This is a genomic window from Curtobacterium subtropicum, assembly GCF_030362975.1.
Taxonomy (GTDB): domain Bacteria; phylum Actinomycetota; class Actinomycetes; order Actinomycetales; family Microbacteriaceae; genus Curtobacterium; species Curtobacterium subtropicum.
Map to the genome: position 1 here is coordinate 45267 of NZ_JAUCMM010000011.1, position 22588 is coordinate 67854.

The window sequence follows — 22588 nt, forward strand, 5'->3', positions numbered from 1 at the left end:
CGTCAGGTGGTGGCGACTACTTCGCGTCGGCCTCCACGGCCTCCTTCGGCTGTCCCGTCGGGGTCAGGCCGCGCTCCTGGCGCTTCTTCGACACGATGAGCGACGCGGCGGTGGCCACGGCGATCGTCAGCGCGATGAAGCTCAGCGAGAACCAGATCGGGATCTCGGGGGCCCAGAGGATCGGCTCACCGTTGTTGATGAAGGGCACCTCGTTGACGTGCATCGCGTGGAAGACGAGCTTCACGCCGATGAAGGCGAGGATGACCGCCAGGCCCTGACCGAGGTAGATGAGGCGCTCGAGCAGGCCAGCGATGAGGAAGTACAGCTGGCGCAGACCGAGGAGTGAGAACGCGTTCGCGGTGAACACGATGAAGGCGTCCTGGGTCAGACCGAAGATCGCGGGGATCGAGTCGAGGGCGAACAGCACGTCCGTCAGACCGATCGCGACCATGACGAGCAGCATCGGGGTGAACAGGCGCTTGCCGTCGACACGGGCCGTGAGCTTGTCGCCGTGGTAGTCGTCGGTCGTCGGGATGACCCGGCGCAGGGCGCGGATCAGCTTCGAGTCGCCCTCGGTCTCGTCGTGGCCGCCGCCCTTGGCCTGCGACCAGGCGAGCCAGAACAGCAGTGCGCCGAACAGGTAGAAGACCCACGAGAAGTTCTCGATGATCGTGACGCCGAGTGCGATGAACACGCCTCGGGCGACGAGGGCGATCGCGACGCCGACCAGCAGGACCTTCTGCTGGAACTCCTTCGGCACCGCGAAGCTCGACATGATGATGAGGAAGACGAAGAGGTTGTCGACGGACAGGGCCTTCTCGGTCAACCACCCGGCGAAGTACTCACCGCCGGCCTGCCCGCCGCCGAAGACCAGGATGCCGACACCGAACAGGATCGCGAGCCCGACGTAGAACGCCGACCAGAAAGCGGACTCCTTGATGTGCGGGACGTGCGGCGTGCGCACGTGCGAGTAGAAGTCGAACACCAGCAGCGCGAGGATGCCGGCGATGGTGATGAGCCAGACGTAGAGAGGGACGTCCATCTGTTTCCTTCAGGTTCGGGGCGTCCCGCCGAGCGGGTACGCCGATGCCTGAAGGTCTCCTCCGCCGTGTCGACCTGGTGGTCGGACACGACCGGCGTCCCGGGTCTGGATCGTCCCAGACCGTACTGACGGGTGCGCCGCGCGGGAGTACTCCCCTTCAGGAACCGAGGATACCGGGCACGGCTCCCACTCGGTGCGCCCTAAGCTGGGAGCATGGCGAGTTCCTGGTCACTGTCCTCCCGTCTCCGCGGCCTGTTCCAGCGGAAGACCATCGACGAGACCACGTGGGACGACCTCGAGACCGCGTTGATCGGTGCGGATTTCGGCCCGGACATCGCGGACGAGGTCATCGAGGACCTGCACGCCCGGGTCGACCGGTACGGCACGACGGACCCCGCCGACCTGCAGCGCATGCTCCGCGAGGTGCTCGAGGAACGCCTGTCGAAGCTCGACACCACGCTGAAGCTCAGCAACCGCCCGGCGGTCGTGCTCGTCGTCGGCGTGAACGGCGTCGGCAAGACCACGACGATCGGCAAGTTCGCGAAGTTCCTCAAGACCTACGACCGCACCGTGGTCGTGGGCGCGGCGGACACCTTCCGTGCGGCAGCGGTCGAGCAGGTCGCCACCTGGGCGCAGCGCGCAGGGGTCGAGGTCGTGCGGCCCGCGCAGCCCGGTCAGGACCCCGCGTCGGTGGCGTACCAGACGGTCGAGAAGGCCATGCGCGACGGCACCGAGATCGTCGTGATCGACACCGCAGGCCGCCTGCACACCAAGGCCGGGCTGATGGACGAGCTCGGCAAGATCAAGCGCGTCGTCGAGAAGCAGACCGAGATCGCCGAGGTCCTGCTCGTGCTGGACGCCACCACCGGGCAGAACGGCCTGGCCCAGGCGCAGGCCTTCATCGAGGGTGCCGGGGTCACGGGACTCGTCATCACGAAGCTCGACGGATCGGCGAAGGCCGGGTTCGTGCTCAGCGTGCAGGAGAAGACCGGCATCCCGATCAAGCTCATCGGTCAGGGTGAGGGCATCAACGACCTCACCGGCTTCACGCCGCACGTCTTCGTCCAGAACCTCGTCGGCTGACCGTCGCAAGGAGCGAACGCGACGACCGCCGGGCGAGTAGCGTCCTCGTCGGTCCGGGCATCCGCTCGGTCTCGTTCCAGGGATTGGAGACCCTCATGCCCGCACTGCTGATCATCGCGATCATCGTCGGCCTCGTCCTGCTCTTCAGCGGCATCTTCGTCGGTGCGCTGAAGTTCCTGCTCTGGGTGGGCATCGTGCTCATCCTGCTGGCGGTCATCGGCTGGCTCCTCCGGAGCATCCGCGGTCGCGCGTAGCCGCGACGCGACCCGCTGACGGACGGACGGGAGGCGCGGTGCCAGCTGGCACCGCGCCTCCCGTCCGTTCTGTGGTCGCGACCCGAGTCTCGGCTGGGCGGACAGTTCTGCCGTCGGATCGTCGCGAAACTGTCTGCGGAGCCGAGTCTCGGCTTGTCCCGCGTCCCGCGTCCCGCGTCCCGCGCCCCGCTCGCGCCTCAGACGGCCTGGCGACCCGGCGCCGCCTCGAGCAGGTGGGCGAGGTGCGGAGGGACCGTCCCCCCGCGTGCGACCGTCGCACGCGCCCACAGCCGGCCGGCCCGGTAGGACGACCGGACGAGCGGTCCGGCGAGCACGCCGGAGAAGCCGATGTCCTCGGCGATCTCGCGCAGGTCGACGAACTCCTCCGGCTGCACCCAGCGCGCGACGGGCAGGTGCCGCGGCGACGGCCGGAGGTACTGCGTCAGCGTGATGATGTCGGTGCCGGCCTCGTGCAGCTGCTCGAGCGCATCGATGACCTCGTGGCGTTCCTCGCCCATCCCGAGGATGAGGTTCGACTTCGTCACGAGTCCCGCGTCACGGCCCTGGGTGATGACGTCGAGGGAACGCTCGAAGCGGAAGGCAGGGCGGATGCGCTTGAAGATGCGCGGCACCGTCTCGACGTTGTGCGCGAAGACCTCCGGGCGGGCGTCGAACACCTGCCCGAGCTGGTCGGGGCGGCCGTTGAAGTCCGGCACGAGGATCTCGACACCGGTACCGGGGGAGTGCTCGTGGATCTGCCGGATGGTCTCCGCGTAGAGCCAGGCGCCACCGTCGTCGAGGTCGTCGCGCGCCACCCCGGTCACGGTCGCGTACTTGAGGCCCATCGACACGACGGAGTCCGCCACGCGCCGGGGTTCGCCCCGGTCGAGCGGACTGGGCTTGCCGGTGTCGATCTGGCAGAAGTCGCAGCGGCGGGTGCACTGCGAGCCGCCGATCAGGAAGGTCGCCTCGCGGTCCTCCCAGCACTCGAAGATGTTCGGGCAGCCGGCCTCCTGGCAGACGGTGTGCAGCTGCTTGTCCCGGACCAGTGCGGAGAGGTCCCGGAACTCCGGGCCCTGCGTCGCGCGGGTCTTGATCCAGGCGGGCTTCGTCTCGATGGGTGTCGCGGCGTTGCGGGCCTCGACGCGGAGCATGCGGCGGCCTTCGGGGGCGAGGGTCATGCGGCGACCTCCTGTCGCGTGGTGCTGGTGGCGCTGATCCGACGACCGGCGTGCATCCCGTCGACGGCCTGTTGGATGCGCGGCCCGACGAGGGCGGCGACCTCGTCGACGGTGACGGGCCTTCCTGCTGCGCGGCTCAGGGTGGTGACGCCCGCGTCGGCGATGCCGCAGGGCACGATCGCGCCGTAGGGGGCGAGGTCGTTGTCGCAGTTGACCGCGATGCCGTGGCTCGAGACGTGCTCGGCGACGTGCAGGCCGATCGCACCGACCTTGTCGTGCGGGCCACCGCCCGGTCGGGGCACCCAGACGCCGCTGCGCCCGGCGACCCGCTCGGCGGTGACCCCCACCGACGCTGCGGCGTCGAGGACGACCTGCTCGAGGTCGCGGACCCACGCGACGACGTCGAGCGGGTCGGCGAGCCGGACGATCGGGTAGGCCACGAGCTGTCCCGGGCCGTGCCAGGTGATCCGCCCGCCCCGGTCGACCTCGACCACCGGAGAGCCGTCGGTCGGCAGGTCCGTGGACTCGGTCCGTCGCCCGGCCGTGTAGACGCCCGGGTGCTCGCAGAGCACGACGACGCCGGGGGAGCGACCGGCGACGACGTCGGCGTGGTAGGCCCGCTGGACGGTGAGGCCCTCCTCGTAGTCGAGGAGGCCGGGCCAGCGGATGATCTCGAGCTGGGGCACGTCGAGCACGCTACCCCGGTTCCTGGACGCAGTCCAACAACCTGTCCATCGGCGGTCCGGGGTGGTCGGAGGCGGGCCTGTAGAATCGTCGGACCATGGCACAATTCGGCTCACTCTCCGATCGGCTGACCGAGACCTTCCGCAACCTGCGGAGCAAGGGTCGTCTGTCCCCGTCCGACGTCGACGGCACCGTCCGCGAGATCCGCCGGGCCCTGCTCGACGCGGACGTCGCGCTCGAGGTCGTCAAGGCCTTCACCGCCTCCGTGCGGGAACGCGCGCTCTCGGACGAGGTCAACAAGGCGCTCAACCCCGCGCAGCAGGTCGTCCAGATCGTCAACGAGGAACTCGTCGGCATCCTCGGCGGGCAGCAGCGCCGGCTCGAGTTCGCGAAGCGGCCGCCGACGGTGATCATGCTCGCCGGCCTCCAGGGCGCCGGCAAGACCACGCTGGCGGGCAAGCTCGGCAAGTGGCTCAAGAAGGACGGCCACACCCCGATGCTCGTCGCGGCGGACCTCCAGCGTCCGAACGCCGTGCAGCAGCTCCAGGTCGTGGGCGAGCAGGCCGGCGTGCACGTGTTCGCCCCCGAGCCCGGCAACGGCGTCGGCGACCCGGTCAAGGTCGCGAAGAACGCCATCAAGGCCGCCGTCGACCAGCAGTACGACACCGTCATCGTGGACACCGCCGGTCGACTCGGTGTCGACGCCGAGCTCATGAAGCAGGCGGCGAACATCCGCAAGGCCGTCGACCCGGACGAGGTCCTCTTCGTCATCGACGCGATGATCGGTCAGGACGCCGTCGCGACCGCGCGTGCCTTCCAGGAGGGCGTCGACTTCACCGGCGTCGTGCTGTCGAAGCTCGACGGCGACGCCCGCGGTGGTGCGGCCCTGTCGGTCGCCAGCGTCACCGGTCGCCCGATCATGTTCGCGTCCACGGGCGAGGGGCTCGACGACTTCGAGCCGTTCCACCCGGACCGGATGGCGAGCCGCATCCTCGACCTCGGCGACATCCTGTCGCTCATCGAGCAGGCGCAGTCCGCGTTCGACGAGGACGAGGCCCGCAAGGTCGCCGAGAAGATCGCGACCGACTCCTTCACGCTGAACGACTTCCTCGCGCAGATGCAGCAGCTGCGCAAGGCAGGCTCCATCAAGGGCATGCTCGGCATGCTCCCCGGCGCGAAGGGCATGCGCGAGGCGCTCGACAACTTCGACGAGAGCGAGATCGTCCGGACCGAGGCGATCATCCAGTCGATGACGAAGCAGGAGCGCGAGCTGCCGAAGCTCCTCAACGGCTCCCGTCGGCTCCGCATCGCGAAGGGTTCCGGCACCACGGTGACCGAGGTCAACGCGCTCGTGAACCGCTTCGAGCAGGCCGCGAAGATGATGAAGACCGTCGCGCGCGGTGGCGTCCCGCAGATGCCCGGCATGGGGCCGATCCCCGGCATGCACGGCGGCAAGAAGAAGCAGCAGCAGGGCGGCGCGAAGAAGAAGAAGGTCGGCAACCCCGCCAAGCGCGCGGCGCTCGCGTCGGGTGCGGCGGCGCAGCCGCAGCAGCAGGCGCCGACCGGCTCGGGCTTCGGCTTCGGCGGCGGCAAGGGCGGCAAGGCGCCGACCGAGGAAGAGCTGGCCAGCCTGCAGAAGTTCCTGGGTCGCTAGTCGCGACCGGACGACGGACAGGAGGCCCGTGGCGATCCCGCCACGGGCCTCCTGTCCGTTCGTGGGTCGCGTCTAGAGCGACTCGCGCAGCTCGGTGACCAGGTGGCGGACCACCGCGCGGAGGTCCCCGCCGTTCTCCTGCGCCACGCGCAGCTGCCGCTGGTACGAGGCGCCCTCGGCGATCATCGTGTCGAGGTGGTGCAGCTCCTGCTGGCACCCGAGACGCTCCGCGATCGGATCGAGCCGTCCGACCAGGTCGTGCACCTCGTCGGTGACCAGGCGCTCGTCGCCGGCGGCGTTCGTGATGATCTCCGCCTCCATGCCGTAGCGGGCAGCACGCCACTTGTTCTCGCGGATGAACCACGGCTGCATCGACGGCAGGTCCTCGCCGCGGTCGAGTCGGTCGGACAGCGCCGTGACGAGGCACTGGACGAACGCGGTGACCGCGCCGACCTCGTGCAGCGTCGAGACCCCGTCGGACACGCGGTTCTCGAGCGTGCCCCACCCCGGCGAGGGGCGGATGTCCCAGCGCAGGTCCTTGAACCCGTCGATCACGCCGGTCTTCGTCAGGTCGTCGACGACGGTCTCGAAGCCGCGCCAATCGTCGATGCCCGGTGGCAGCCCGCCGGTGGGGAGCTGCTGGAACATCAGCGCGCGGTTCGACGCGTACCCGGTGTCGGTCCCGCCCCAGAACGGGCTCGACGCGGTGAACGCCTGCAGGTGCGGCACGTAGGCGAGCATCGCGTTCATGATCGGCACCGCCTTGTCGCGGTCGTCGATGCCGACGTGCACGTGGACGCCCCAGATGAGCATCTGCCGGCCCCACCACCGCGTGCGGTCGATGAGCGTGTTGTAGTGCTCGCTGTCCGCGGTGATCTCCTGCTGGTCCCACAGCGCGAACGGGTGGGTGCCGGAGCACATCACCTGCGCGTCGAGCGGTTCGGCGGCGTCGATCACCTCGCCGATGATGCCCGCGAGCTCGCTCGTCGCCCCACCCACGGTCTCGTGCACGCCCGTGACCACCTCGACGGTGTTCGTCAGGAGCTCCTCGGTCACCCGGTCGTGGTCGCCGAGCCGCTCCTGCACGGCGGCGATCACGGCGGGGGCGCGGGGCGCGAGGTCGCCGGTGCCGCGGTCGACCAGCGGGAGCTCCCACTCGACGCCGATCGTCGACGGGCGGGACTCGGTGAAGCGGATGTCCATGGGGCCATCCTGCCCGTCGGGTTGGAGGGTCGGTACAAGGAACTCCGTCCCGGGCACGTCGTCCGGCAGAGTGGTCGTCATGAGCAGCGTTGCCGTCACCGACCTCGCCGTCCTCTCGTCGCCGTGGACCCTCGGGCCGCTCCGGTTGCGGAACCGGGTCGTCATGGGGTCGATGCACACCGGGCTCGAGGTGCTCGACGACGGTGGAGCAGCCATGGCGGCGTTCTACCGCGAGCGCGCGGCGGGTGGCGTCGGCTGCATCGTCACCGGGGGGATCGCCGTCAGCGACGAGGCCCGCGGCGGTCCGGACTTCGCGGTGTTCGGCGTCGGGGGAGCGGACGAGCGGTTCCGGGTCGCCGTCGACGCGGTGCACGACGAGGGCGGTGCGGTGCTCGCCCAGCTCTTCCACGCGGGCCGCTACGCACTGGCGAACGGCATGGTCGACCGGAACGGCCGACCGCAGCGGGTCGTGGCGCCGAGCGCGCTGCCGTGGGCCGCTGCGCGCGGGGTCCAGCCCGTCGCGCTCACCGACGCCGAGGTGCGCCGCACGATCGACGACTTCGCCGCGGCCGCCCGGTCCGCTGCGGCGATCGGCTTCGACGGCGTGGAGATCATGGCGTCCGAGGGGTACCTGGTCAACCAGTTCCAGTCGCCGCTGACGAACCTCCGCGACGACGAGTGGGGCGGGGACGCGGTCCGACGCCGTCGCTTCGCGGTCGAGGTCGTCCGAGCCGTCCGTGCCGCCGTCCCCGACCTCGCGGTGACGATCCGGCTGTCCGGCGCCGACCTGATGCCCGGCTCGACCACCGACGACGAGGTCGACGCGCTCGTGCACGACCTGCTGCCGCTCGGCCTCGACGCGGTGTCGGTCGGCATCGGCTGGCACGAGTCCCGCACGCCGACCGTGCAGGCCTCGGTGCCGCACGGGGCCTGGCTCGGGTACGCCGAGCGTGTGGCGGCCGTGGTGCGGGCATCGGCACACCCCGAGGTGCAGGTGATCGCCTCGAACCGGATGACCGACCTGCGCGACGGGGAGTCGGTGCTCCGCGACCGACGGGTCGACGCCGTGGCGCTCGCCCGTCCGTTCCTCGCCGACCCGGACATCGTCCGCCGGTCGCTCGACGGCCGCTTCGACCTCGTGAACACCTGCATCGGCTGCAACCAGGCGTGTCTCGACCGGTCGATCGTCGGCCAGCCGGTGTCGTGCCTCGTGAACCCGCGGGCCGGGCGGGAACTCGCCCTGCCGCTGCGCCCCACGACCGACCCGAAGCGCGTCGACGTCGTCGGCGGTGGTCCCGCGGGGCTCGCCGCCGCCGTGGACGCCGCACGGCGGGGACACGTCGTGACGCTCTGGGAGGCCTCGGAGACGCTCGGCGGGCAGTTCGCGCTGGCCGCGGTCGTCCCGGGCAAGGAGGACTACGCCGCGACGGTCCAGGCTGCCCGCGCCGAACTCGAGGACCGAGGGGTCACCGTGCACCTCGGGCGCGCGGCCACCACGGCGGACCTGCTGGACAGCGACGCCGTGGTGCTCGCACCCGGTGTGGTCCCGCGCCGGATCGCCGTGCCGGGCGCCGAGCTGCCGCACGTGGTGACCTACGAGGACGCCCTGCGCGACGGGGTCCCGCCGGGGACCGTGGCGGTGATCGGCGGCGGCGGCATCGGCGTCGACACCGCGGCGTTCCTGGTCGAGTCGCCCGACGAGTCCGTCCGAGCTGCGGAGTTCGCCGCCCGCTGGGGCGTCACCGTGGCCGACGACCTGGTCGGGGACCTCCCGCAGCGGCAGCCCGCGGCCGGACGGACGCTCCGGCCCGGGAGCGACGTGACGGTGCTCCGACGGTCCGGGAAGTTCGGGCAGGGCATCGGCATCACGTCGCGCTGGGTGGCCGTCGGACGGCTCCGTGACGCCGGCGTGCGGATGATCGGCGGCGTGCAGGAGTACCTGCGCATCGAGCCGGGCACGCTGTGGATCCGGGACGAGGACGGTCGGGACACCGCGGTGCCGGCCGACCACGTCGTCGTGTGCGCCGGGCAGGAGCGCTCGCCGGAGGTCGACGCGGGCGCGGTCGACGCGGGCGCGGACGACGCGGCCGCCGTCGCGCAGGCGGGACTCGCCGCTGGTCTGGCCGCCGCCGGGGTGCCGCACGCCGTCGTCGGTGGTGCCCGCGACGCCCGGAGCGTGGACGCGGTCCGGGCCACGAGCGAGGCGATCGACGCCGTCCGGGTGCTCGCCCCCTGATCCCGGCACGGCGTCGGCGCGTCCCGACTCGCTTCTCGGGCCGAAACCTGCAAGAATGAACGGTCGAATCGCGTCTGCTCGACCCTCTATCCAGCAGGTCGCGACTCCCTTCGAGCTTCCACCGCGCGTGCCCCCACGCCCGCGGTTCCGGTTCAACCACAACAACACGCAACAGGAGCAATTGTGGCTGTCAAGATCCGTCTCAAGCGTCTCGGTAAGATCCGTGCGCCGTACTACCGTGTCGTCGTCGCCGACTCGCGCACCAAGCGCGACGGTCGCGTGATCGAGGAGATCGGCAAGTACCACCCCACCGAGGAGCCCTCGGTCATCGAGATCAACTCGGACCGTGCCCAGTACTGGCTCGGCGTCGGCGCGCAGCCGACCGAGCAGGTCGCGGCGCTCCTCAAGCTGACCGGCGACTGGGGCAAGTTCAAGGGCGAGGGCAACACCGAGTCCACCGTCAAGGTCGCCGAGCCGAAGCAGGCCTTCGTCGCGGACACCGCCAAGAAGGCCGTGCTGAAGCCGAAGTCGGAGAAGACGGCCCCCGCCGCTGCTCCGGCCGAGTCGGCCGACGACGCCGCCGAGACGACCGAGGCCTGATTCCTTGCTCGACTCTGCGCTGACGCACCTCGTCAAGGGGATCGTCGATCACCCGGACGACGTCCGCGTCGCCAGTTCCACCTCTGCGCGTGGCGAGGTCCTCGAGGTGCGTGTGCACCCCGAGGACCTCGGTCGCGTGATCGGTCGCGCCGGACGGACCGCAAAGGCGCTCCGCACCCTCGTCTCGGCTCTCGCCGACGGCAAGCGGGTGCGGGTCGACGTGGTCGACACCGATTCCTAGGGAGACGACCCAGCTGCGGGTGGGTCGCATCACGAAGGCGCACGGGCTCAAGGGCGGCATCAAGCTCGAGCTCTACACAGACGACCCGGATCGTCGGTTCACGCCGGGGGCGGAGTTCACGCTCCAGGTCCCCTCGGACTCGCCCTGGTCGGGCAGGACGCTGACCATCGACGAGCTCCGCTGGTACAACGGCCACCCGGTCGCCTTCTTCGAGGGCGTGTCGGACCGCACCGCTGCTGAGTCACTCGCGCGGGCGATCCTCTGGGTGGAGCAGGACGCCGATGCCGAGACCGGCGAGGACGACGCCTGGTACGACCACCAGCTCGTCGGCCTCCGCGTGCTCCGCGACGGCGTCGAGGTCGGGACGGTCGCCCGTGTGGACCACCTGCCCGCACAGGACCTGCTCGCGATCGACACCCCCTCGCGCGGCGAGGTGCTGGTGCCGTTCGTCTCGGCGATCGTGCCGACGGTCGACATCGCGGGCGGCACGGTCACGGTGACGCCCCCGATGGGGCTGTTCGAGGACCCCGAGGACACCTCGCGGCCCGAGACCGTCACGCCGACCGACCCGGAAGGCTGACCGTGCGGATCGACATCGTCACGATCTTCCCGGAGTTCTTCTCCGTCCTCGACGTCTCGCTGCTCGGCAAGGCCCGCATCGACGGGCTGCTCGACGTGCACGTGCACGACCTGCGGCACTGGACGACGGACCGGCACCGCACGGTCGACGACACCCCGTACGGCGGTGGTGCCGGCATGGTGATGAAGCCCGAGCCGTGGGCGCAGGCACTGTCGTCGATCCTGCGCGAGGACGGGTCGTCGACGCTCGTCGTGCCGACTCCGGCCGGGACCCCGTTCCGCCAGTCGATCGCCCGCTCGCTGGCCGCCGAGCACGACCACCTCGTCTTCGCCTGTGGGCGGTACGAGGGCATCGACGCCCGGGTGTTCGCCTGGGCGGCCTCGCGCTGCTCCGTGGTCGAGCTGTCCCTCGGTGACTACGTGCTCAACGGCGGCGAGGTCGCGGCGATGGCGATGATCGAGGCGGTCGGTCGACTCGTCCCCGGCGTCGTCGGCAACCCCGAGTCCCTGGTCGAGGAGTCGCACGAGGACGGCCTGCTCGAGTACCCCTCGTACACGAAGCCCGCCGTCTGGCGGGATCTCGAGGTACCGGACGTGCTGCTCAGCGGACACCACGCCCGTGTCGCCACCTGGCGGCACGAGCAGCAGGTGGAGCGGACCCGCCGGGTCCGTCCGGACCTGTTGCCCGACGCGTAGCGCCTGCCCGCTGCTGGCTGTCCGGCTGTCCGGCTGCTGGCTGTCCGCTGCCGGCTGTCCGGCTGTCGGTCCGTACCGCGAAAGCGACAGGCTGCCGTTGACCGTTCGAGGCGATCTGTCGCTTTCGCGGATGTGCGCGGACGGGAGGCGCGGGGCGGGGGTGCGCCGCGCCTCCCGTCCGTCAGGCGGTCGCGTCGGCGCGCTGGGCGCGGCGCAGGGTGAGGACCTCGGGACCGTCCTCGGTGACCGCGACCGTGTGCTCGACGTGCGCGGCGCGTGATCCGTCGACGCTCTTCAAGGTCCAGCCGTCCTCGTCCTGCACAAGTTCGTCGGTGCCCTGCATGAGCCACGGCTCGATCGCGACGACCAGGCCGGGCCGGAGCTTCAGCCCGCGCCCCGGGCGGCCGTCGTTCGGGACGTGCGGCTCGCCGTGCATGGTGCGTCCGACACCGTGTCCACCGAACTGCGTGTTGACGGTGAAGCCGGCGTCCTTCGCGACCCGGCCGATGGCGTACGAGACGTCGCCGAGCTTGCCGCCCGGCCGGAACTGCTCGATGCCGGCGACCAGTGCGCGCTCGACCGTCTCGACGAGCCGCTGGTCCTCGTCCCGGGCGGTGCCCACCTGCACGGTGACGGCGGAGTCCGCAACCCAGCCGTCGACGCTCGCGGCGAAGTCGAGGCTCACGAGGTCGCCGTCGACGAGCACGCGGTCGTGGGGCAGGCCGTGCAGGGCGGCGTCGTTGACCGACGTGCACAGGTTCTTGCCGAAGGGCGAGTTGCCGAACGAGGGGTGGTAGTCGACGTAGCAGCTCACCGCGCCGCGGTCGGCGATCATCCTCGCGGCGACGCGGTCGAGGTCGAGCAGGTTCACGCCCACGTCGACGGTCTCGAGCAGCTCGTCGAGCACGTCGGCGACGAACCGTCCGGCGGCGCGGAGGCCCTCCAGCTCGGCGGGGGTGCGGAGTTCGATCATGGTCCCATCCTGCACCGGTTGGCGGGAGTGCCCGTTCTGTGGCAGGATTGGACGCTGTGCCCTGGCTGGACTCTGCCACGGGGGAGTCGCCGATTCCGGGCACGGACACTTCTTTCCAGAACCGATCCGCGGCGACCCGTGCGCGTCCGCAGAGAGTGAACGAACATGCAGCTCCTCGACCACGTCGACGCAGCGTCCCTGCGCACCGACGTCCCGGACTTCCGCCCCGGTGACACCATCAAGGTGCACGTCAACATCATCGAGGGCACGCGCTCGCGCGTCCAGGTGTTCCAGGGTGTCGTCATCGCGCGCCAGGGCCACGGCCTCGGCGAGACCTTCAAGGTCCGCAAGGTCAGCTTCCAGGTCGGCGTCGAGCGCTGGTTCCCGGTGCACTCGCCGATCATCGACCACATCGAGGTCGTCACCCGCGGTGACGTCCGTCGCGCGAAGCTCTACTACCTGCGCGAGCTCCGCGGCAAGGCGGCCCGCCGCAAGATCAAGGAGAAGCGCGACGCCTGATCGCCTTCACAGTGCGAGCCCGCGAGCCGGGTTCCACTGGACGCCCCCCGCCGATGTACGGTTGTGCATCGACGGGGGGCTTTCCCGTTGTGCGCGCCCCGCGGGGCGCCGGGTCTTCCACGCCCGACCGGTGCGGGTGTGGGTCGGCACGCCGGTCGGCGTGCTCCTGAACGAGAGCGGACATGACGGACACCACCCAAGGATCGGGGCGCCGCCCACGGGCCGAGAAGCAGGGCAACGGTGTCCTGACGTTCCTGCGGGACCTCGTCATCATCTTCCTCGCGGCGCTGCTCGTCTCGTTCCTCGTGAAGACGTTCCTGATCCGCTCGTTCTACATCCCGTCCGAGTCGATGGAGAACACGCTGCAGGTCAACGACCGGGTGATCGTCAACGAGCTGGTGCCCGACGTTGTCTCGCTCAAGCGCGGTGACGTCGTCGTCTTCAAGGACCCGGGCGGGTGGCTCACCGGTGCGAACGTGCCGAGCGTCGCTCCCACCACGCAGCCGGCGAAGGCCATCGACTGGCTCCTCACCCAGGTCGGTCTGGGGACCGGAGACAGCGACGACCACCTCATCAAGCGGGTCATCGGCCTGCCGGGCGACAAGGTGACGTGCTGCAACGACCTCGGGCAGATGTCCGTGAACGGCGTCCCGCTCAAGGAGCCGTACACGCTGCTGCCCAGCGGTGCCCCGGCGTCGGCCGACCCGTTCTCGGTCACCGTGCCCGAGGGGACGATCTGGGTGATGGGTGACAACCGCAACGACTCGAAGGACTCCCGGTACAACCGTGACACGCCGTCGAAGGGGTTCGTGCCGCTCTCGGACGTGACCGGCAGGGCCTTCGTCATCTCCTGGCCCACCAGCCGGTGGACGTGGCTGGACGACTACCCCGACGTGTTCGCGGGCGTGGAGGAGAAGGACCGGTGACCGCGGTCCGGCCCTCGCTGCGGGTCGAGAAGAAGCTGCTCGGTTCCGGTCGGGTGACCGTGATCGGCATGGACGAGGTCGGCCGCGGCGCGATCGCCGGTCCGGTGGCCGTCGGTGTCGCGGCGGTGACGCTGGACATCGGACGTGTGCCCCAGGGGCTCGCCGACTCGAAGCTGCTCTCCGCTGCGCGGCGGACCGAGTTGGTGCCGGTCGTCCGGCGGTGGGCGCGGACCGCCGTGGGGATGGCGTCGGCGGACGTGGTGGACCGGCAGGGGATCGTGCCCGCGCTCGGTCAGGCGGGTGCGGCGGCCCTCGGCGCCCTCGTCCGCGACGGGGTGTCCCTCGACGACACGGTCGTGGTGCTCGACGGGTCGTTCGACTGGTTGTCGCGCGCGGTGCCGGCCGACCTCGTCCCCACGGGCGGTCCGCTCGACGTCGTGGTGCGCGTGAAGGCGGACCGGGACTGCGCCTCGGTCGCGGCGGCGTCGGTCGTCGCGAAGGTGGAGCGGGATGCGCTGATGATCGCCGCGCACGAGGACGCTCCCCACTACGGGTGGTCGTCGAACAAGGGGTACGGATCCACGGCCCACTACGACGGCATCCGTGCAGCAGGTGCCCACCCGCTGCACCGGAAGAGCTGGCTGCACCAGGCCTCGAGCGTCGCGCTCGACGGCTTCGACGAGCTCTCCGTCGCCGACTGACCGACTGCGTCCACGGCGGTCGGTCTCGCCGTAGACTGTGCGGGCGATGGATGACGACGAATTCGACGACTACGACCGCGAGGTCGAACTTGCCCTGTACCGCGAGTACCGCGACGTCGTGTCGCAGTTCCGGTACGTGGTCGAGACCGAGCGGCGGTTCTACCTGGCGAACGAGGTCGACCTCGTCCGTCGTGACACCGAGCACGACTTCTACTTCGAACTCACGATGAACGACGTGTGGGTCTGGGACGTCTACCGTTCCGACCGGTTCGTGAAGTCCGTCCGGGTGCTCACCTTCAAGGACGTGAACGTCGAGGAACTCACCTCGCGGGAACTCGAACTGCCCAAGGAACTCGCACTCGACGAGTGATCCACAGTTTCTGGAATTGCGACTCGGCCGCTTTTCCGGACACATTCCTGCAATTGTCGCGCTACGGTGGTGGAGAAGCTTTCCCCATGACTCGTCGTCATGGGGACCTCCCCTACTTCCGAACAGGAGCACGACATGGCACAGAAGGTCACCGTCCAGCTCGTCGACGACCTCGACGACTCGCCGATCGCCGCAGGTGAAGGCCGGACCGTCGAGTTCGCATTCGACGGATCGAACTACGAGATCGACCTCTCCGACGAGAACGTCGACAAGTTCCGCGAAGCGATCTCCGACTACGTCGCCGCGGCCCGCAAGGTGTCCGGTCGTCGTTCGGGTGGGAACGGCGGCTCCGCGCCGAAGTCCGCTCCGAAGCGCGGGAACTCCGAGGAGCTCGCGAAGATCCGCGAGTGGGCGAAGGAGAACGGGTACGAGGTCTCGAGCCGCGGCCGCATCTCGACCCAGGTGCAGGAAGCGTACGCAGCCGCACACTGACGCACGGAACACGAGACCCCGGATGTCCTGACGGCATCCGGGGTCTCGTCATTCCTGCACAACATTCTCATCGCAAGTGCTCGTCCACAGATCTGTCGTCCACGGGATTGCACCGGCCGCATTGCCGCATCGTCGTCGGTGGAGGCAACGACATGGAACGACGAACACTCGGTGCGTACGGCGAGGACCGCGCAGTGGAATGGCTCACGGCGCGCGGGTACCGGTTGGTGGAGCGGAACTGGCGGTGCGCCCGCGGCGAGGTCGACGTCATCGCCTGGCACGGACGGACCCTGGTCTTCGTCGAGGTCAAGACGCGTGCGGGGACCGGCACGGGGCACCCGTTCGAGGCGATCACCGCGACGAAGACCGCGCGGCTCCGTCAGCTGGTGCCGATGTGGTTCGCGGCGCACCCGGACACGCACGCTGCGGCCGTCCGCCTCGATGCGGTGGCGGTGCACGTCGCCGGTGACCGGTTCGGCGTCGAGCACCTGACGGGGATCCTGTGACCGGCATCGGTCGGTCCGCCGCGGTCGCCCTGCTCGGCGTGACCGGGCGACGGATCGAGGTCGAGGCGCACCTGACGAGCCAGCTGCCCGCCTTCAGCATCATCGGGCTGCCGGACACCTCGTTGGGCGAGGCCCGGGAGCGGGTGCGAGCAGCGGCGGCGAACGCGGGAGCACCGCTGCCGGCCAGGCGGATCACCGTGAACCTGACGCCGGCGGCGATCCCGAAGCGGGGGTCCGGGTTCGACCTCGCGATCGCCATGGCCGTGCTCGCCGGTGCCGACGTCGCGCCGCGGGTCAGCGAGCGCGTGGTGTACATCGGGGAGCTCGGGCTCGACGGACGGCTCCGGCCCGTGCCCGGCGTCGTCCCGATGGTCCTCGCGGCGCGGGACGCCGGAGCCGAGCGGGTCGTGCTGCCCACCGGCAACGCGGACGAGGCACGGTTCGTGCGCGGCGTGGAGGTCCGTGCGGTGGACTCGCTCCGGGCGGCGGCGATCGACGCCGGGGCGCTCCTCCCGTCGGTGGACGTCGCGCCGGTCGCCGCGCCGCCGGTGCTCCCCGAACGGACGCCCGTCGCCGAGCTGTCCGAGGTCGTCGGCAACCCGACCGGTGTCCGGGCGATCGTGGCCGCGGCCGCCGGCGGCCACCACGCCCTGCTCGTCGGGCCGCCCGGCGCCGGGAAGACCATGCTCGCCGAGCGGCTCCCGGGCCTGCTCCCGGACCTCGACGACGACGCGGCGCTCGAGGTCGCGGCGGTGCGGTCGGTCGCCGGGCACGGTGTCGCCTCGTGGACCACCAGACCACCGTGGGAGGCTCCGCACCACTCGGCGTCCGCCGTGTCCCTGATCGGCGGCGGGTCGGGCACGGTGCGGCCGGGTGCCGTGTCCCGCGCGACCCGGGGCGTGCTGTTCCTCGACGAAGCGCTCGAGTTCCCGCGTGCGGTGCTCGACGCGCTCCGGCAGCCGCTGGAGTCCGGCCGGATCACGGTGCACCGCGCTGCCGGTGCCGCCGAGTTCCCGGCACGCTGTCAGGTCGTGCTCGCGGCGAACCCCTGCCCGTGCGGCAACGCGGGGTCGCCACGGCAGCCCTGCGAGTGCCCGCCGGCAACCGTCCGTCGGTACCTCGGTCGGATGTCCGGGCCGCTGCTCGACCGGATCGACATCCGGGTGCGCGTGCCGCGGGTGACCACCGGACTGATCCGCGGCGAGGACGGGACGACGCCCACGACGGCCGAGGCACGGGCGACCGTCGAGGCGGCACAGCACGCGATGCGCGCGCGGCTCGCCGGCACGGGGTGGTCGCGCAACGCCGAGGTGTCCGGGGCGTGGCTCCGAGGCCCCGGTCGGGCGGAGCCCGGTGCGACCACGATGCTGGACCGGGCACTCGACCTCGGCACGCTGACCATGCGCGGCTGGGACCGGACCATGCGCCTCGCGTGGACGCTCGCCGACCTGCAGGGCGACGACCGGCCGGGCGGGCAGCACGTGCGCGAGGCCCTCGCCCTCCGGGGTGCACTGTGAACGGGGCGCAGGACCTGCTCGGGACGACCGCGACGGCCCTGGGCCGGGGCGGCGGTGATGCCGTCGACCTGGTCGAGGCAGCAGCGCGCGTGGCGTGGTCGACGGTCGTGGAGCCCGGTGACTCGGTCGCCGGGCTGCTCGTGCAGGCACTCGGCGCCGAACGCTCCTTCGCACTGGTGCGAGCAGCCCTGGACGACGGGCCGGAGGGCCTGCTCGACGCGTGCACCGACGCAGCCGTCCCCGGCGCCGAGTCCCCGGCGACCCTCGCCGGGACGGTGCGGGTGGCTCTGGAACGGTGGGGGCCGCGGCTCGGTAGGGTCGACGTCCTCGCGACGCTCGATGCGGCACGTGCCGTCAGCGCGCGGCTCGTCGTCCCCGGGACTGCATCCTGGCCGGGAGCCGTCGACGACCTCGGCCCGCACGCGCCGGTCGTGCTGTGGGCACGCTCGGGACGGCGGGGTCGCGAGCCGGCGCTGGCGGTGGTCGGTTCACGTGCGAACACCGTGGCCGGGGCGGAGGCGACGGCGGAGATCGCCTCGGCCGCTGCCGATGCCGGCTGCACGGTGGTCAGCGGTGGGGCGTACGGCATCGACGCCACCGCGCACCGGGTTGCCGTCGCTGCGGGCGCGCCGACGGTGGCGGTCCTGGCGGGCGGGATCGACCAGCTCTACCCGACCGGCAACGTCGAGCTGCTGCGCAACGTGGCTCGTCAGGGGACGCTGTTGGCGGAGTCGCCGCCGGGGACCCGACCGACGCGGTGGCGGTTCCTGGCGCGCAACCGGCTCATCGCGGCGCTCGGCGCGGCGACCGTCGTGGTCGAGGCCGGCGCCCGGTCTGGCGCGCTGAACACCGCGCACCACGCCGCCCAGCTCGGTCGGCCCGTGTTCGCCGTGCCGGGTGCGTTCTCGTCGTCCGCCTCGGTGGGGTGCCACCGACTCGTCGCCCAAGGCCGTGCCCAGATCGTGGTGGGGCCGGGTGATCCCGTCGACGCGGTGCTCGGGGCACACGGTCGGTCCGTCCGGGGCCGGTCGACCCGACATGGTGGCGAGCCGCGCAGCGACGAGCCGCTCGGCGGTGGGCGGCAGGACCCCGAGGTGGTGCGGGTGCTCGACGCTCTGGGGCGGCGGGCGCTCGGGGAACAGGAGATCGCCGTCCGCTCGGGCATGTCCACCGGAGCGGTGGTGGACGCGCTCGCGCTGGCCGAGTTGCAGGGCCTCGTCCAGCACACCGTCGGCGGGTGGGCCAGGTCGTGACCGGGAACGCGCCTACCCTGGGGTCGTGGAGGCGCAGACAGACGGACGGCTCGTGGCGGTGGTGGAGTCGTTCCTCGACCACGTCCGTGGCGCACGCGGCCTCAGCGAGCAGACCGTGCGCGCCTACGCGAACGATCTCGACCAGCTCGTGCAGTTCGCCGCCGAGCGGGGGATCGACGCCGCCCGCGGCCTCGGTCTCGAGGTCCTGCGTGACTGGCTCTGGGACGCCGACCAGCGGGGGCTCGCCCGGTCGACCATCGCCCGCCGGTCGTCCTCGGTCCGCGCCTTCACCCGCTGGGCGAGCGAGAGCGGACTGCTCGACACCGACACGGCCGTGCGGCTCCGCGCGCCGAAGGGGGCCGGACACCTGCCGCGGGTCGTCTCGACGGACCAGGTCCGGACGGTGCTCGACGGACTCGCCGCCCGCGCGGAGACGGACGACCCCGGGGCGCTGCGGGACCTGGCGGTCGTCGAGCTGCTCTACGCCGCGGGCATCCGGGTCAGCGAACTCGTCGGCATCGACGTCGACGACCTCGACCGTTCACGACTGACCGTCCGGGTGCTCGGCAAGGGTGGCAAGGAGCGCGTGGTGCCCTTCGGGGTCCCGGCACGGGACGCGCTCGAGGCGTGGCTCGACCGTGGACGCCCGGCCTTGGCGGCGCGAGCCGCCGGGACTGCCGGGAGCGCTGGAGCAGACGGGACTGCTCGCGCGGCCGGCGCCGCTCGAGTCGGCGCGACCGCCGGAGCCGCCCGAGCCGCTGACGACGCGCTGTTCCTCGGTGATCGGGGCGGCCGGCTCGGCGTCCGGAGCGTGTACCGCGTGGTCGCGCGGGCGCTCGCGGACCTGCCCGGTGCGGGGCCGAGCGGGCCGCACACCTTCCGGCACACCGCGGCCACGCACCTGCTCGACGGGGGAGCAGACCTCCGCGCCGTGCAGGAACTCCTCGGGCACGCGAGCCTCGGGACGACGCAGGTGTACACGCACGTGTCGTCGGCGCGTCTCCGCGAGGTGTACCGGACGGCGCACCCCCGCGCCTGACCATCGTCGGCTCACGGCTCACGGCTCACGGCTCACGGCTCACGGCTCACGGCTCACGGCTCACGGCTCACGGCTCACGGCAGCCGGGAACCGTCGCCGCGGGTCACCCCGGCCACGCCGACTCGGGGAGCAGCACCGGCCAGGCAGCCGGTGGCAGGAACGGCAGCGGATCGACGTACCGACCGTCGACCCTGGCGCCGAGGTGCACGCACGGGTCCGTCACGGGACAGTGGCCGACGGCGACGACCCCGACCGCCGCGCCCTGCTGGACCGTCTCGCCCGTCGACACCGAGGGCTCGACCGAGTCCAGCGTGCTCACGAGGCCGTCGCCGTGGTCGATCGTCACGACCCCGCGACCGGCGACCTGTCCGGCGAAGGACACCGTGCCGTCCGCCACCGCGACCGTGGGCGCCCCGAGGGGCGCTGCCAGGTCGATGCCGCGATGGCCCGCCGCGTACTCGTCCGCGGGTGCCTCCCATGGTCGGACGACCTCGTGGGTCCCCGTCGGCCACACCCACGGGGACGCCAGGTCGTCCTCGGCGGCGACCGGTCCCGCCGCCCGGACCGTCCCCGCCCGGACCGTCCCGGCCCCGACGGCCGCCGGTCGCGCCGGCAGCAGCGGGCCGACGAGCGCGACGACGAGTGCGACCAGCAGGACGAGGAAGCCGACCTGCCGGCGGGGGAGGAGCGGTGACCGGCGCATGTGTCGAGCGTGACGGAACCGGCCGGGCGCGCGGGTGCCGGTGGGCCGACCTGGGGACGGTGGCCGCTGCCGCCCGGACTGTGCAGGAACGTCCGTGATCAGTGCGGCGCCGCGCTCGTGTCCGACCCGACCGTCGAACGCGACACAGCGCGCGTCGATCGACACGCGCAACGTCGAAGACCGCGCGCGATCACGCAACCACGCCACCCGACCACGCCACCCGACCGCGCGACCCAGCGCCCCGCCGCGCCGCCCGACCGCGCGACCCAGCGCCCCGCCGCCCGACCCAGCGCCCCGCTGCGCCGCCCGACCGCGCGACCCAGCGCCCCGCCGCGCCACCGCCGCGCCCCGATGTGCCCCGCGAGCCGCCAGCGAGTACAGTCGGGGCCGCTCCGGAACACGCAACGCCGCTCGGACGGCGAACCAGCCGACCGCCGGGGCACCGTGCGCCACCCAGCACGGCGGCAAGAAACCTGGAGCACCGTGTCGAACACGTCCACCCAGCACGGCGAGGACCGTGCGTTCAAGGGGAAGGTCACCCTGTTCGCCATCGCGGCGGCAGTCGGCGGCTTCCTCTTCGGATTCGACTCCTCCGTCATCAACGGAGCCGTCGACGCGATCAAGGGCGAGTTCGGCCTGTCCGAGGCCGCCAGCGGCTTCGCGGTCGCCTCCGCGCTCATCGGCTGTGCCTTCGGTGCCTACTTCGCCGGCCGCCTGGCCGACCGGTGGGGCCGCACCCGCGTCATGTTCTGGGCCGCGGTGCTGTTCTTCGTGAGCTCGATCGGCTCGGCCTTCGCGTTCGCGACCTGGGACCTCGTCATCTGGCGTCTGGTCGGCGGCCTCGGCATCGGTACCGCGTCGGTCATCGCCCCCGCGTACATCTCCGAGGTCTCCCCGAAGGCGATCCGCGGCCGTCTGGCGTCGTTCCAGCAGCTCGCCATCACGCTCGGCATCTTCGCCGCGCTGCTCTCCGACCAGATCTTCGCGGTGACCGCCGGCGGCGCCTCCGAGCAGGTCCTCGGCCTCGCCGCCTGGCGCTGGATGTTCCTGGTCGGCGTCGTGCCGTCGGTCGTCTACGGCGTGCTCGCGATCACGCTCCCGGAGTCCCCGCGCTTCCTGCTCTCCAAGGGCCGCACCGACGACGCCCGCGACGTGATGGGCAAGATCGTGCCGCGCGACACCGTGAACACGAGCCTGGAGGAGATCCAGGACGGCATCAAGAAGGAAGCGAACGAGAAGAAGGGCTCCATCCGCGGCAACCGCTTCGGCCTGCAGCCCATCGTCTGGGTCGGCATCATCCTCGCCGTGCTGCAGCAGTTCGTCGGCATCAACGTGATCTTCTACTACTCGACGACGCTCTGGCAGGCCGTCGGGTTCAAGGAGAGCGACTCGTTCCTCATCTCGACGATCACCTCGGTGGTCAACGTGGCGGTCACGTTCATCGCGATCTTCACGGTGGACAAGCTCGGTCGGAAGCCGCTGCTCGTCGCCGGTTCGACGGGCATGTTCGTCTCGCTGACCATGGTCGCGATCGCGTTCTCGCAGGCCACCATCGTCGACGGCGCCCCGAGCCTGCCCGGCTCGTGGGGCATCATCGCGCTGATCTTCGCGAACCTGTTCGTCGTGTCGTTCGGCGCCACCTGGGGTCCGCTCATGTGGGTCCTGCTCGGCGAGATGTTCCCGAACCGCATCCGCGCGACCGCGCTCGGTGTCGGCTCGGCCGCCAACTGGGTCGCGAACTTCCTCGTCACGATCTCCTTCCCGGTCCTGTCCGGCTTCAACCTGACGGTCACGTACGGCATCTACGCGCTGTTCGCCCTGCTCTCGCTGTTCTTCGTCATCGCGAAGATCCCGGAGACGAAGGGCCGCTCCCTCGAGGAGATGGGCATCACGGCCGAGGGCGACACGGTCTCCGCCAAGTAGGCGTTCACCGGACGCCACCACCTGACGGGAGGCGGGGGGGGGGGGGGGCCCCCCCCCCCCCCCGCCTCCCGTGCGTCCACGGTCTCCTCCCCGGCCTGCGTCGGTGGGGCGTCTGGACCTGCTAGCATTGCCACCGCAGCGCGCTCCGGCGCGCTGACTTCGCGCGTCCACTGCGACCGTCGAACGACAGCGTTCTTCGACGACGCGTCACGC

Annotated in this window: 24 protein-coding genes; 18 read left to right on the forward strand and 6 right to left on the reverse strand. The window is 71.5% G+C overall.

The annotated features are described in order from the left end of the window. Nucleotides 1-16 precede the first annotated feature (16 nt). A complete protein-coding gene (locus tag QUG98_RS13955) occupies nucleotides 17-1042 on the reverse strand; it encodes a TerC family protein (protein WP_289471145.1) in 1026 nt (341 codons plus the stop codon). 213 nt (nucleotides 1043-1255) lie between these two features. Here QUG98_RS13955 and ftsY point away from each other — a divergent pair, with 213 nt between their 5' ends. Together ftsY and QUG98_RS13965 are read left to right on the forward strand one after the other, a co-directional pair. Then, complete coding sequence (gene ftsY / locus QUG98_RS13960) at nucleotides 1256-2125, forward strand: signal recognition particle-docking protein FtsY (protein ID WP_289471146.1); 870 nt, start codon at nucleotides 1256-1258, stop codon at nucleotides 2123-2125. Nucleotides 2126-2220: 95 nt separating this feature from the next. After that, nucleotides 2221-2379 (forward strand): DUF4175 domain-containing protein, encoded by a 159-nt coding sequence (locus QUG98_RS13965; RefSeq protein ID WP_137767577.1) that lies wholly within the window; start codon nucleotides 2221-2223, stop codon nucleotides 2377-2379. 197 nt (nucleotides 2380-2576) lie between these two features. On the opposite strand, the gene lipA is transcribed toward QUG98_RS13965, so the two are convergent. Then, on the reverse strand, nucleotides 2577-3560 hold the full coding sequence (gene lipA / locus QUG98_RS13970; RefSeq protein WP_289471147.1) for a lipoyl synthase: 984 nt from the start codon (nucleotides 3558-3560) through the stop codon (nucleotides 2577-2579). Beyond that, nucleotides 3557-4246, reverse strand: a complete 690-nt coding sequence (lipB, locus tag QUG98_RS13975; protein ID WP_434533450.1) for a lipoyl(octanoyl) transferase LipB — start codon at nucleotides 4244-4246, stop codon at nucleotides 3557-3559. The genes lipA and lipB overlap by 4 nt, the downstream gene beginning before the upstream one ends. A 95-nt stretch (nucleotides 4247-4341) precedes the next feature. Here lipB and ffh point away from each other — a divergent pair, with 95 nt between their 5' ends. Then, nucleotides 4342-5898 (forward strand): signal recognition particle protein, encoded by a 1557-nt coding sequence (ffh, locus tag QUG98_RS13980; protein ID WP_289471148.1) that lies wholly within the window; start codon nucleotides 4342-4344, stop codon nucleotides 5896-5898. 72 nt (nucleotides 5899-5970) lie between these two features. Here ffh and QUG98_RS13985 read toward each other — a convergent pair whose 3' ends face one another. Then, the gene (locus QUG98_RS13985; RefSeq protein ID WP_289471149.1) at nucleotides 5971-7101 is read right to left on the reverse strand and encodes a glutamate--cysteine ligase; all 1131 of its coding nucleotides are present in this window, start codon (nucleotides 7099-7101) and stop codon (nucleotides 5971-5973) included. Nucleotides 7102-7180: 79 nt separating this feature from the next. On the opposite strand from QUG98_RS13985, the gene QUG98_RS13990 reads away from it, so the two are divergent. From QUG98_RS13990 to trmD, 5 genes are all read left to right on the forward strand, one after another. Beyond that, nucleotides 7181-9337, forward strand: a complete 2157-nt coding sequence (locus QUG98_RS13990; protein ID WP_289471150.1) for an oxidoreductase — start codon at nucleotides 7181-7183, stop codon at nucleotides 9335-9337. 183 nt (nucleotides 9338-9520) lie between these two features. Continuing rightward, nucleotides 9521-9937: a 30S ribosomal protein S16 gene (rpsP, locus tag QUG98_RS13995; protein WP_058730105.1), complete on the forward strand. Its 417-nt coding sequence runs from the start codon at nucleotides 9521-9523 to the stop codon at nucleotides 9935-9937. A 4-nt stretch (nucleotides 9938-9941) separates the two neighbouring features. After that, a complete protein-coding gene (locus tag QUG98_RS14000) occupies nucleotides 9942-10178 on the forward strand; it encodes an RNA-binding protein (protein ID WP_058730104.1) in 237 nt (78 codons plus the stop codon). Between the two features lie 19 nt (nucleotides 10179-10197). After that, nucleotides 10198-10758 carry a ribosome maturation factor RimM gene (rimM, locus tag QUG98_RS14005; protein ID WP_353067855.1) on the forward strand — a complete coding sequence of 187 codons (561 nt, stop codon included), beginning with the start codon at nucleotides 10198-10200 and terminating at the stop codon, nucleotides 10756-10758. A 2-nt stretch (nucleotides 10759-10760) separates the two neighbouring features. Further along, nucleotides 10761-11453: a tRNA (guanosine(37)-N1)-methyltransferase TrmD gene (gene trmD / locus QUG98_RS14010; RefSeq protein WP_289471151.1), complete on the forward strand. Its 693-nt coding sequence runs from the start codon at nucleotides 10761-10763 to the stop codon at nucleotides 11451-11453. A 181-nt stretch (nucleotides 11454-11634) separates the two neighbouring features. Here trmD and map read toward each other — a convergent pair whose 3' ends face one another. Beyond that, nucleotides 11635-12426: a type I methionyl aminopeptidase gene (map, locus tag QUG98_RS14015; RefSeq protein WP_289471152.1), complete on the reverse strand. Its 792-nt coding sequence runs from the start codon at nucleotides 12424-12426 to the stop codon at nucleotides 11635-11637. A 165-nt stretch (nucleotides 12427-12591) separates the two neighbouring features. Between map and rplS the strand changes: the two genes are divergently transcribed. The 9 genes from rplS to QUG98_RS14060 all read left to right on the forward strand — a co-directional run bounded on the left by rplS (nucleotide 12592) and on the right by QUG98_RS14060 (nucleotide 19749). After that, nucleotides 12592-12945 (forward strand): 50S ribosomal protein L19, encoded by a 354-nt coding sequence (rplS, locus tag QUG98_RS14020; RefSeq protein WP_058730094.1) that lies wholly within the window; start codon nucleotides 12592-12594, stop codon nucleotides 12943-12945. Nucleotides 12946-13127: 182 nt separating this feature from the next. Continuing rightward, nucleotides 13128-13871: a signal peptidase I gene (lepB, locus tag QUG98_RS14025; protein WP_289471153.1), complete on the forward strand. Its 744-nt coding sequence runs from the start codon at nucleotides 13128-13130 to the stop codon at nucleotides 13869-13871. Next, nucleotides 13868-14572 (forward strand): ribonuclease HII, encoded by a 705-nt coding sequence (gene rnhB, locus QUG98_RS14030; protein ID WP_289471154.1) that lies wholly within the window; start codon nucleotides 13868-13870, stop codon nucleotides 14570-14572. The genes lepB and rnhB overlap by 4 nt, the downstream gene beginning before the upstream one ends. 46 nt (nucleotides 14573-14618) lie before the next feature. Then, complete coding sequence (locus QUG98_RS14035; RefSeq protein ID WP_058730091.1) at nucleotides 14619-14942, forward strand: DUF2469 family protein; 324 nt, start codon at nucleotides 14619-14621, stop codon at nucleotides 14940-14942. A 135-nt stretch (nucleotides 14943-15077) separates the two neighbouring features. Further along, nucleotides 15078-15434 carry a histone-like nucleoid-structuring protein Lsr2 gene (locus tag QUG98_RS14040; RefSeq protein ID WP_289471155.1) on the forward strand — a complete coding sequence of 119 codons (357 nt, stop codon included), beginning with the start codon at nucleotides 15078-15080 and terminating at the stop codon, nucleotides 15432-15434. Nucleotides 15435-15586: 152 nt separating this feature from the next. Continuing rightward, the gene (locus QUG98_RS14045; protein ID WP_289471156.1) at nucleotides 15587-15940 is read left to right on the forward strand and encodes a YraN family protein; all 354 of its coding nucleotides are present in this window, start codon (nucleotides 15587-15589) and stop codon (nucleotides 15938-15940) included. Then, nucleotides 15937-17457, forward strand: a complete 1521-nt coding sequence (locus QUG98_RS14050; protein WP_289471157.1) for a YifB family Mg chelatase-like AAA ATPase — start codon at nucleotides 15937-15939, stop codon at nucleotides 17455-17457. Before QUG98_RS14045 ends, QUG98_RS14050 begins: the two co-directional genes overlap by 4 nt. After that, nucleotides 17454-18710: a DNA-processing protein DprA gene (dprA, locus tag QUG98_RS14055; protein WP_289471158.1), complete on the forward strand. Its 1257-nt coding sequence runs from the start codon at nucleotides 17454-17456 to the stop codon at nucleotides 18708-18710. The genes QUG98_RS14050 and dprA overlap by 4 nt, the downstream gene beginning before the upstream one ends. Before the next feature lie 25 nt (nucleotides 18711-18735). Next, nucleotides 18736-19749: a tyrosine recombinase XerC gene (locus tag QUG98_RS14060; RefSeq protein ID WP_289471159.1), complete on the forward strand. Its 1014-nt coding sequence runs from the start codon at nucleotides 18736-18738 to the stop codon at nucleotides 19747-19749. A 103-nt stretch (nucleotides 19750-19852) separates the two neighbouring features. On the opposite strand, the gene QUG98_RS14065 is transcribed toward QUG98_RS14060, so the two are convergent. Next, nucleotides 19853-20452 carry a M23 family metallopeptidase gene (locus QUG98_RS14065; protein WP_289471160.1) on the reverse strand — a complete coding sequence of 200 codons (600 nt, stop codon included), beginning with the start codon at nucleotides 20450-20452 and terminating at the stop codon, nucleotides 19853-19855. Between the two features lie 483 nt (nucleotides 20453-20935). Here QUG98_RS14065 and QUG98_RS14070 point away from each other — a divergent pair, with 483 nt between their 5' ends. Next, nucleotides 20936-22375 (forward strand): sugar porter family MFS transporter, encoded by a 1440-nt coding sequence (locus tag QUG98_RS14070; protein ID WP_289471161.1) that lies wholly within the window; start codon nucleotides 20936-20938, stop codon nucleotides 22373-22375. The last annotated feature ends 213 nt before the right edge of the window (nucleotides 22376-22588 follow it).

Excerpts from the sequence above, each read along its gene's own strand:
- QUG98_RS14035 (WP_058730091.1), top strand. The coding sequence starts at position 14,619 with ATGGATGACGACGAATTCGACGACTACGACCGCGAGGTCGAACTTGCC.
- QUG98_RS14045 (WP_289471156.1), top strand. The coding sequence starts at position 15,587 with ATGGAACGACGAACACTCGGTGCGTACGGCGAGGACCGCGCAGTGGAA.
- rplS (WP_058730094.1), top strand. The coding sequence starts at position 12,592 with ATGCAGCTCCTCGACCACGTCGACGCAGCGTCCCTGCGCACCGACGTC.
- QUG98_RS13955 (WP_289471145.1), bottom strand. The coding sequence starts at position 1,042 with ATGGACGTCCCTCTCTACGTCTGGCTCATCACCATCGCCGGCATCCTC.
- map (WP_289471152.1), bottom strand. The coding sequence starts at position 12,426 with ATGATCGAACTCCGCACCCCCGCCGAGCTGGAGGGCCTCCGCGCCGCC.
- QUG98_RS14065 (WP_289471160.1), bottom strand. The coding sequence starts at position 20,452 with ATGCGCCGGTCACCGCTCCTCCCCCGCCGGCAGGTCGGCTTCCTCGTC.
- lipA (WP_289471147.1), bottom strand. The coding sequence starts at position 3,560 with ATGACCCTCGCCCCCGAAGGCCGCCGCATGCTCCGCGTCGAGGCCCGC.
- QUG98_RS13965 (WP_137767577.1), top strand. The coding sequence starts at position 2,221 with ATGCCCGCACTGCTGATCATCGCGATCATCGTCGGCCTCGTCCTGCTC.
- QUG98_RS14040 (WP_289471155.1), top strand. The coding sequence starts at position 15,078 with ATGGCACAGAAGGTCACCGTCCAGCTCGTCGACGACCTCGACGACTCG.
- QUG98_RS13990 (WP_289471150.1), top strand. The coding sequence starts at position 7,181 with ATGAGCAGCGTTGCCGTCACCGACCTCGCCGTCCTCTCGTCGCCGTGG.
- QUG98_RS13985 (WP_289471149.1), bottom strand. The coding sequence starts at position 7,101 with ATGGACATCCGCTTCACCGAGTCCCGCCCGTCGACGATCGGCGTCGAG.
- ftsY (WP_289471146.1), top strand. The coding sequence starts at position 1,256 with ATGGCGAGTTCCTGGTCACTGTCCTCCCGTCTCCGCGGCCTGTTCCAG.
- ffh (WP_289471148.1), top strand. The coding sequence starts at position 4,342 with ATGGCACAATTCGGCTCACTCTCCGATCGGCTGACCGAGACCTTCCGC.
- lepB (WP_289471153.1), top strand. The coding sequence starts at position 13,128 with ATGACGGACACCACCCAAGGATCGGGGCGCCGCCCACGGGCCGAGAAG.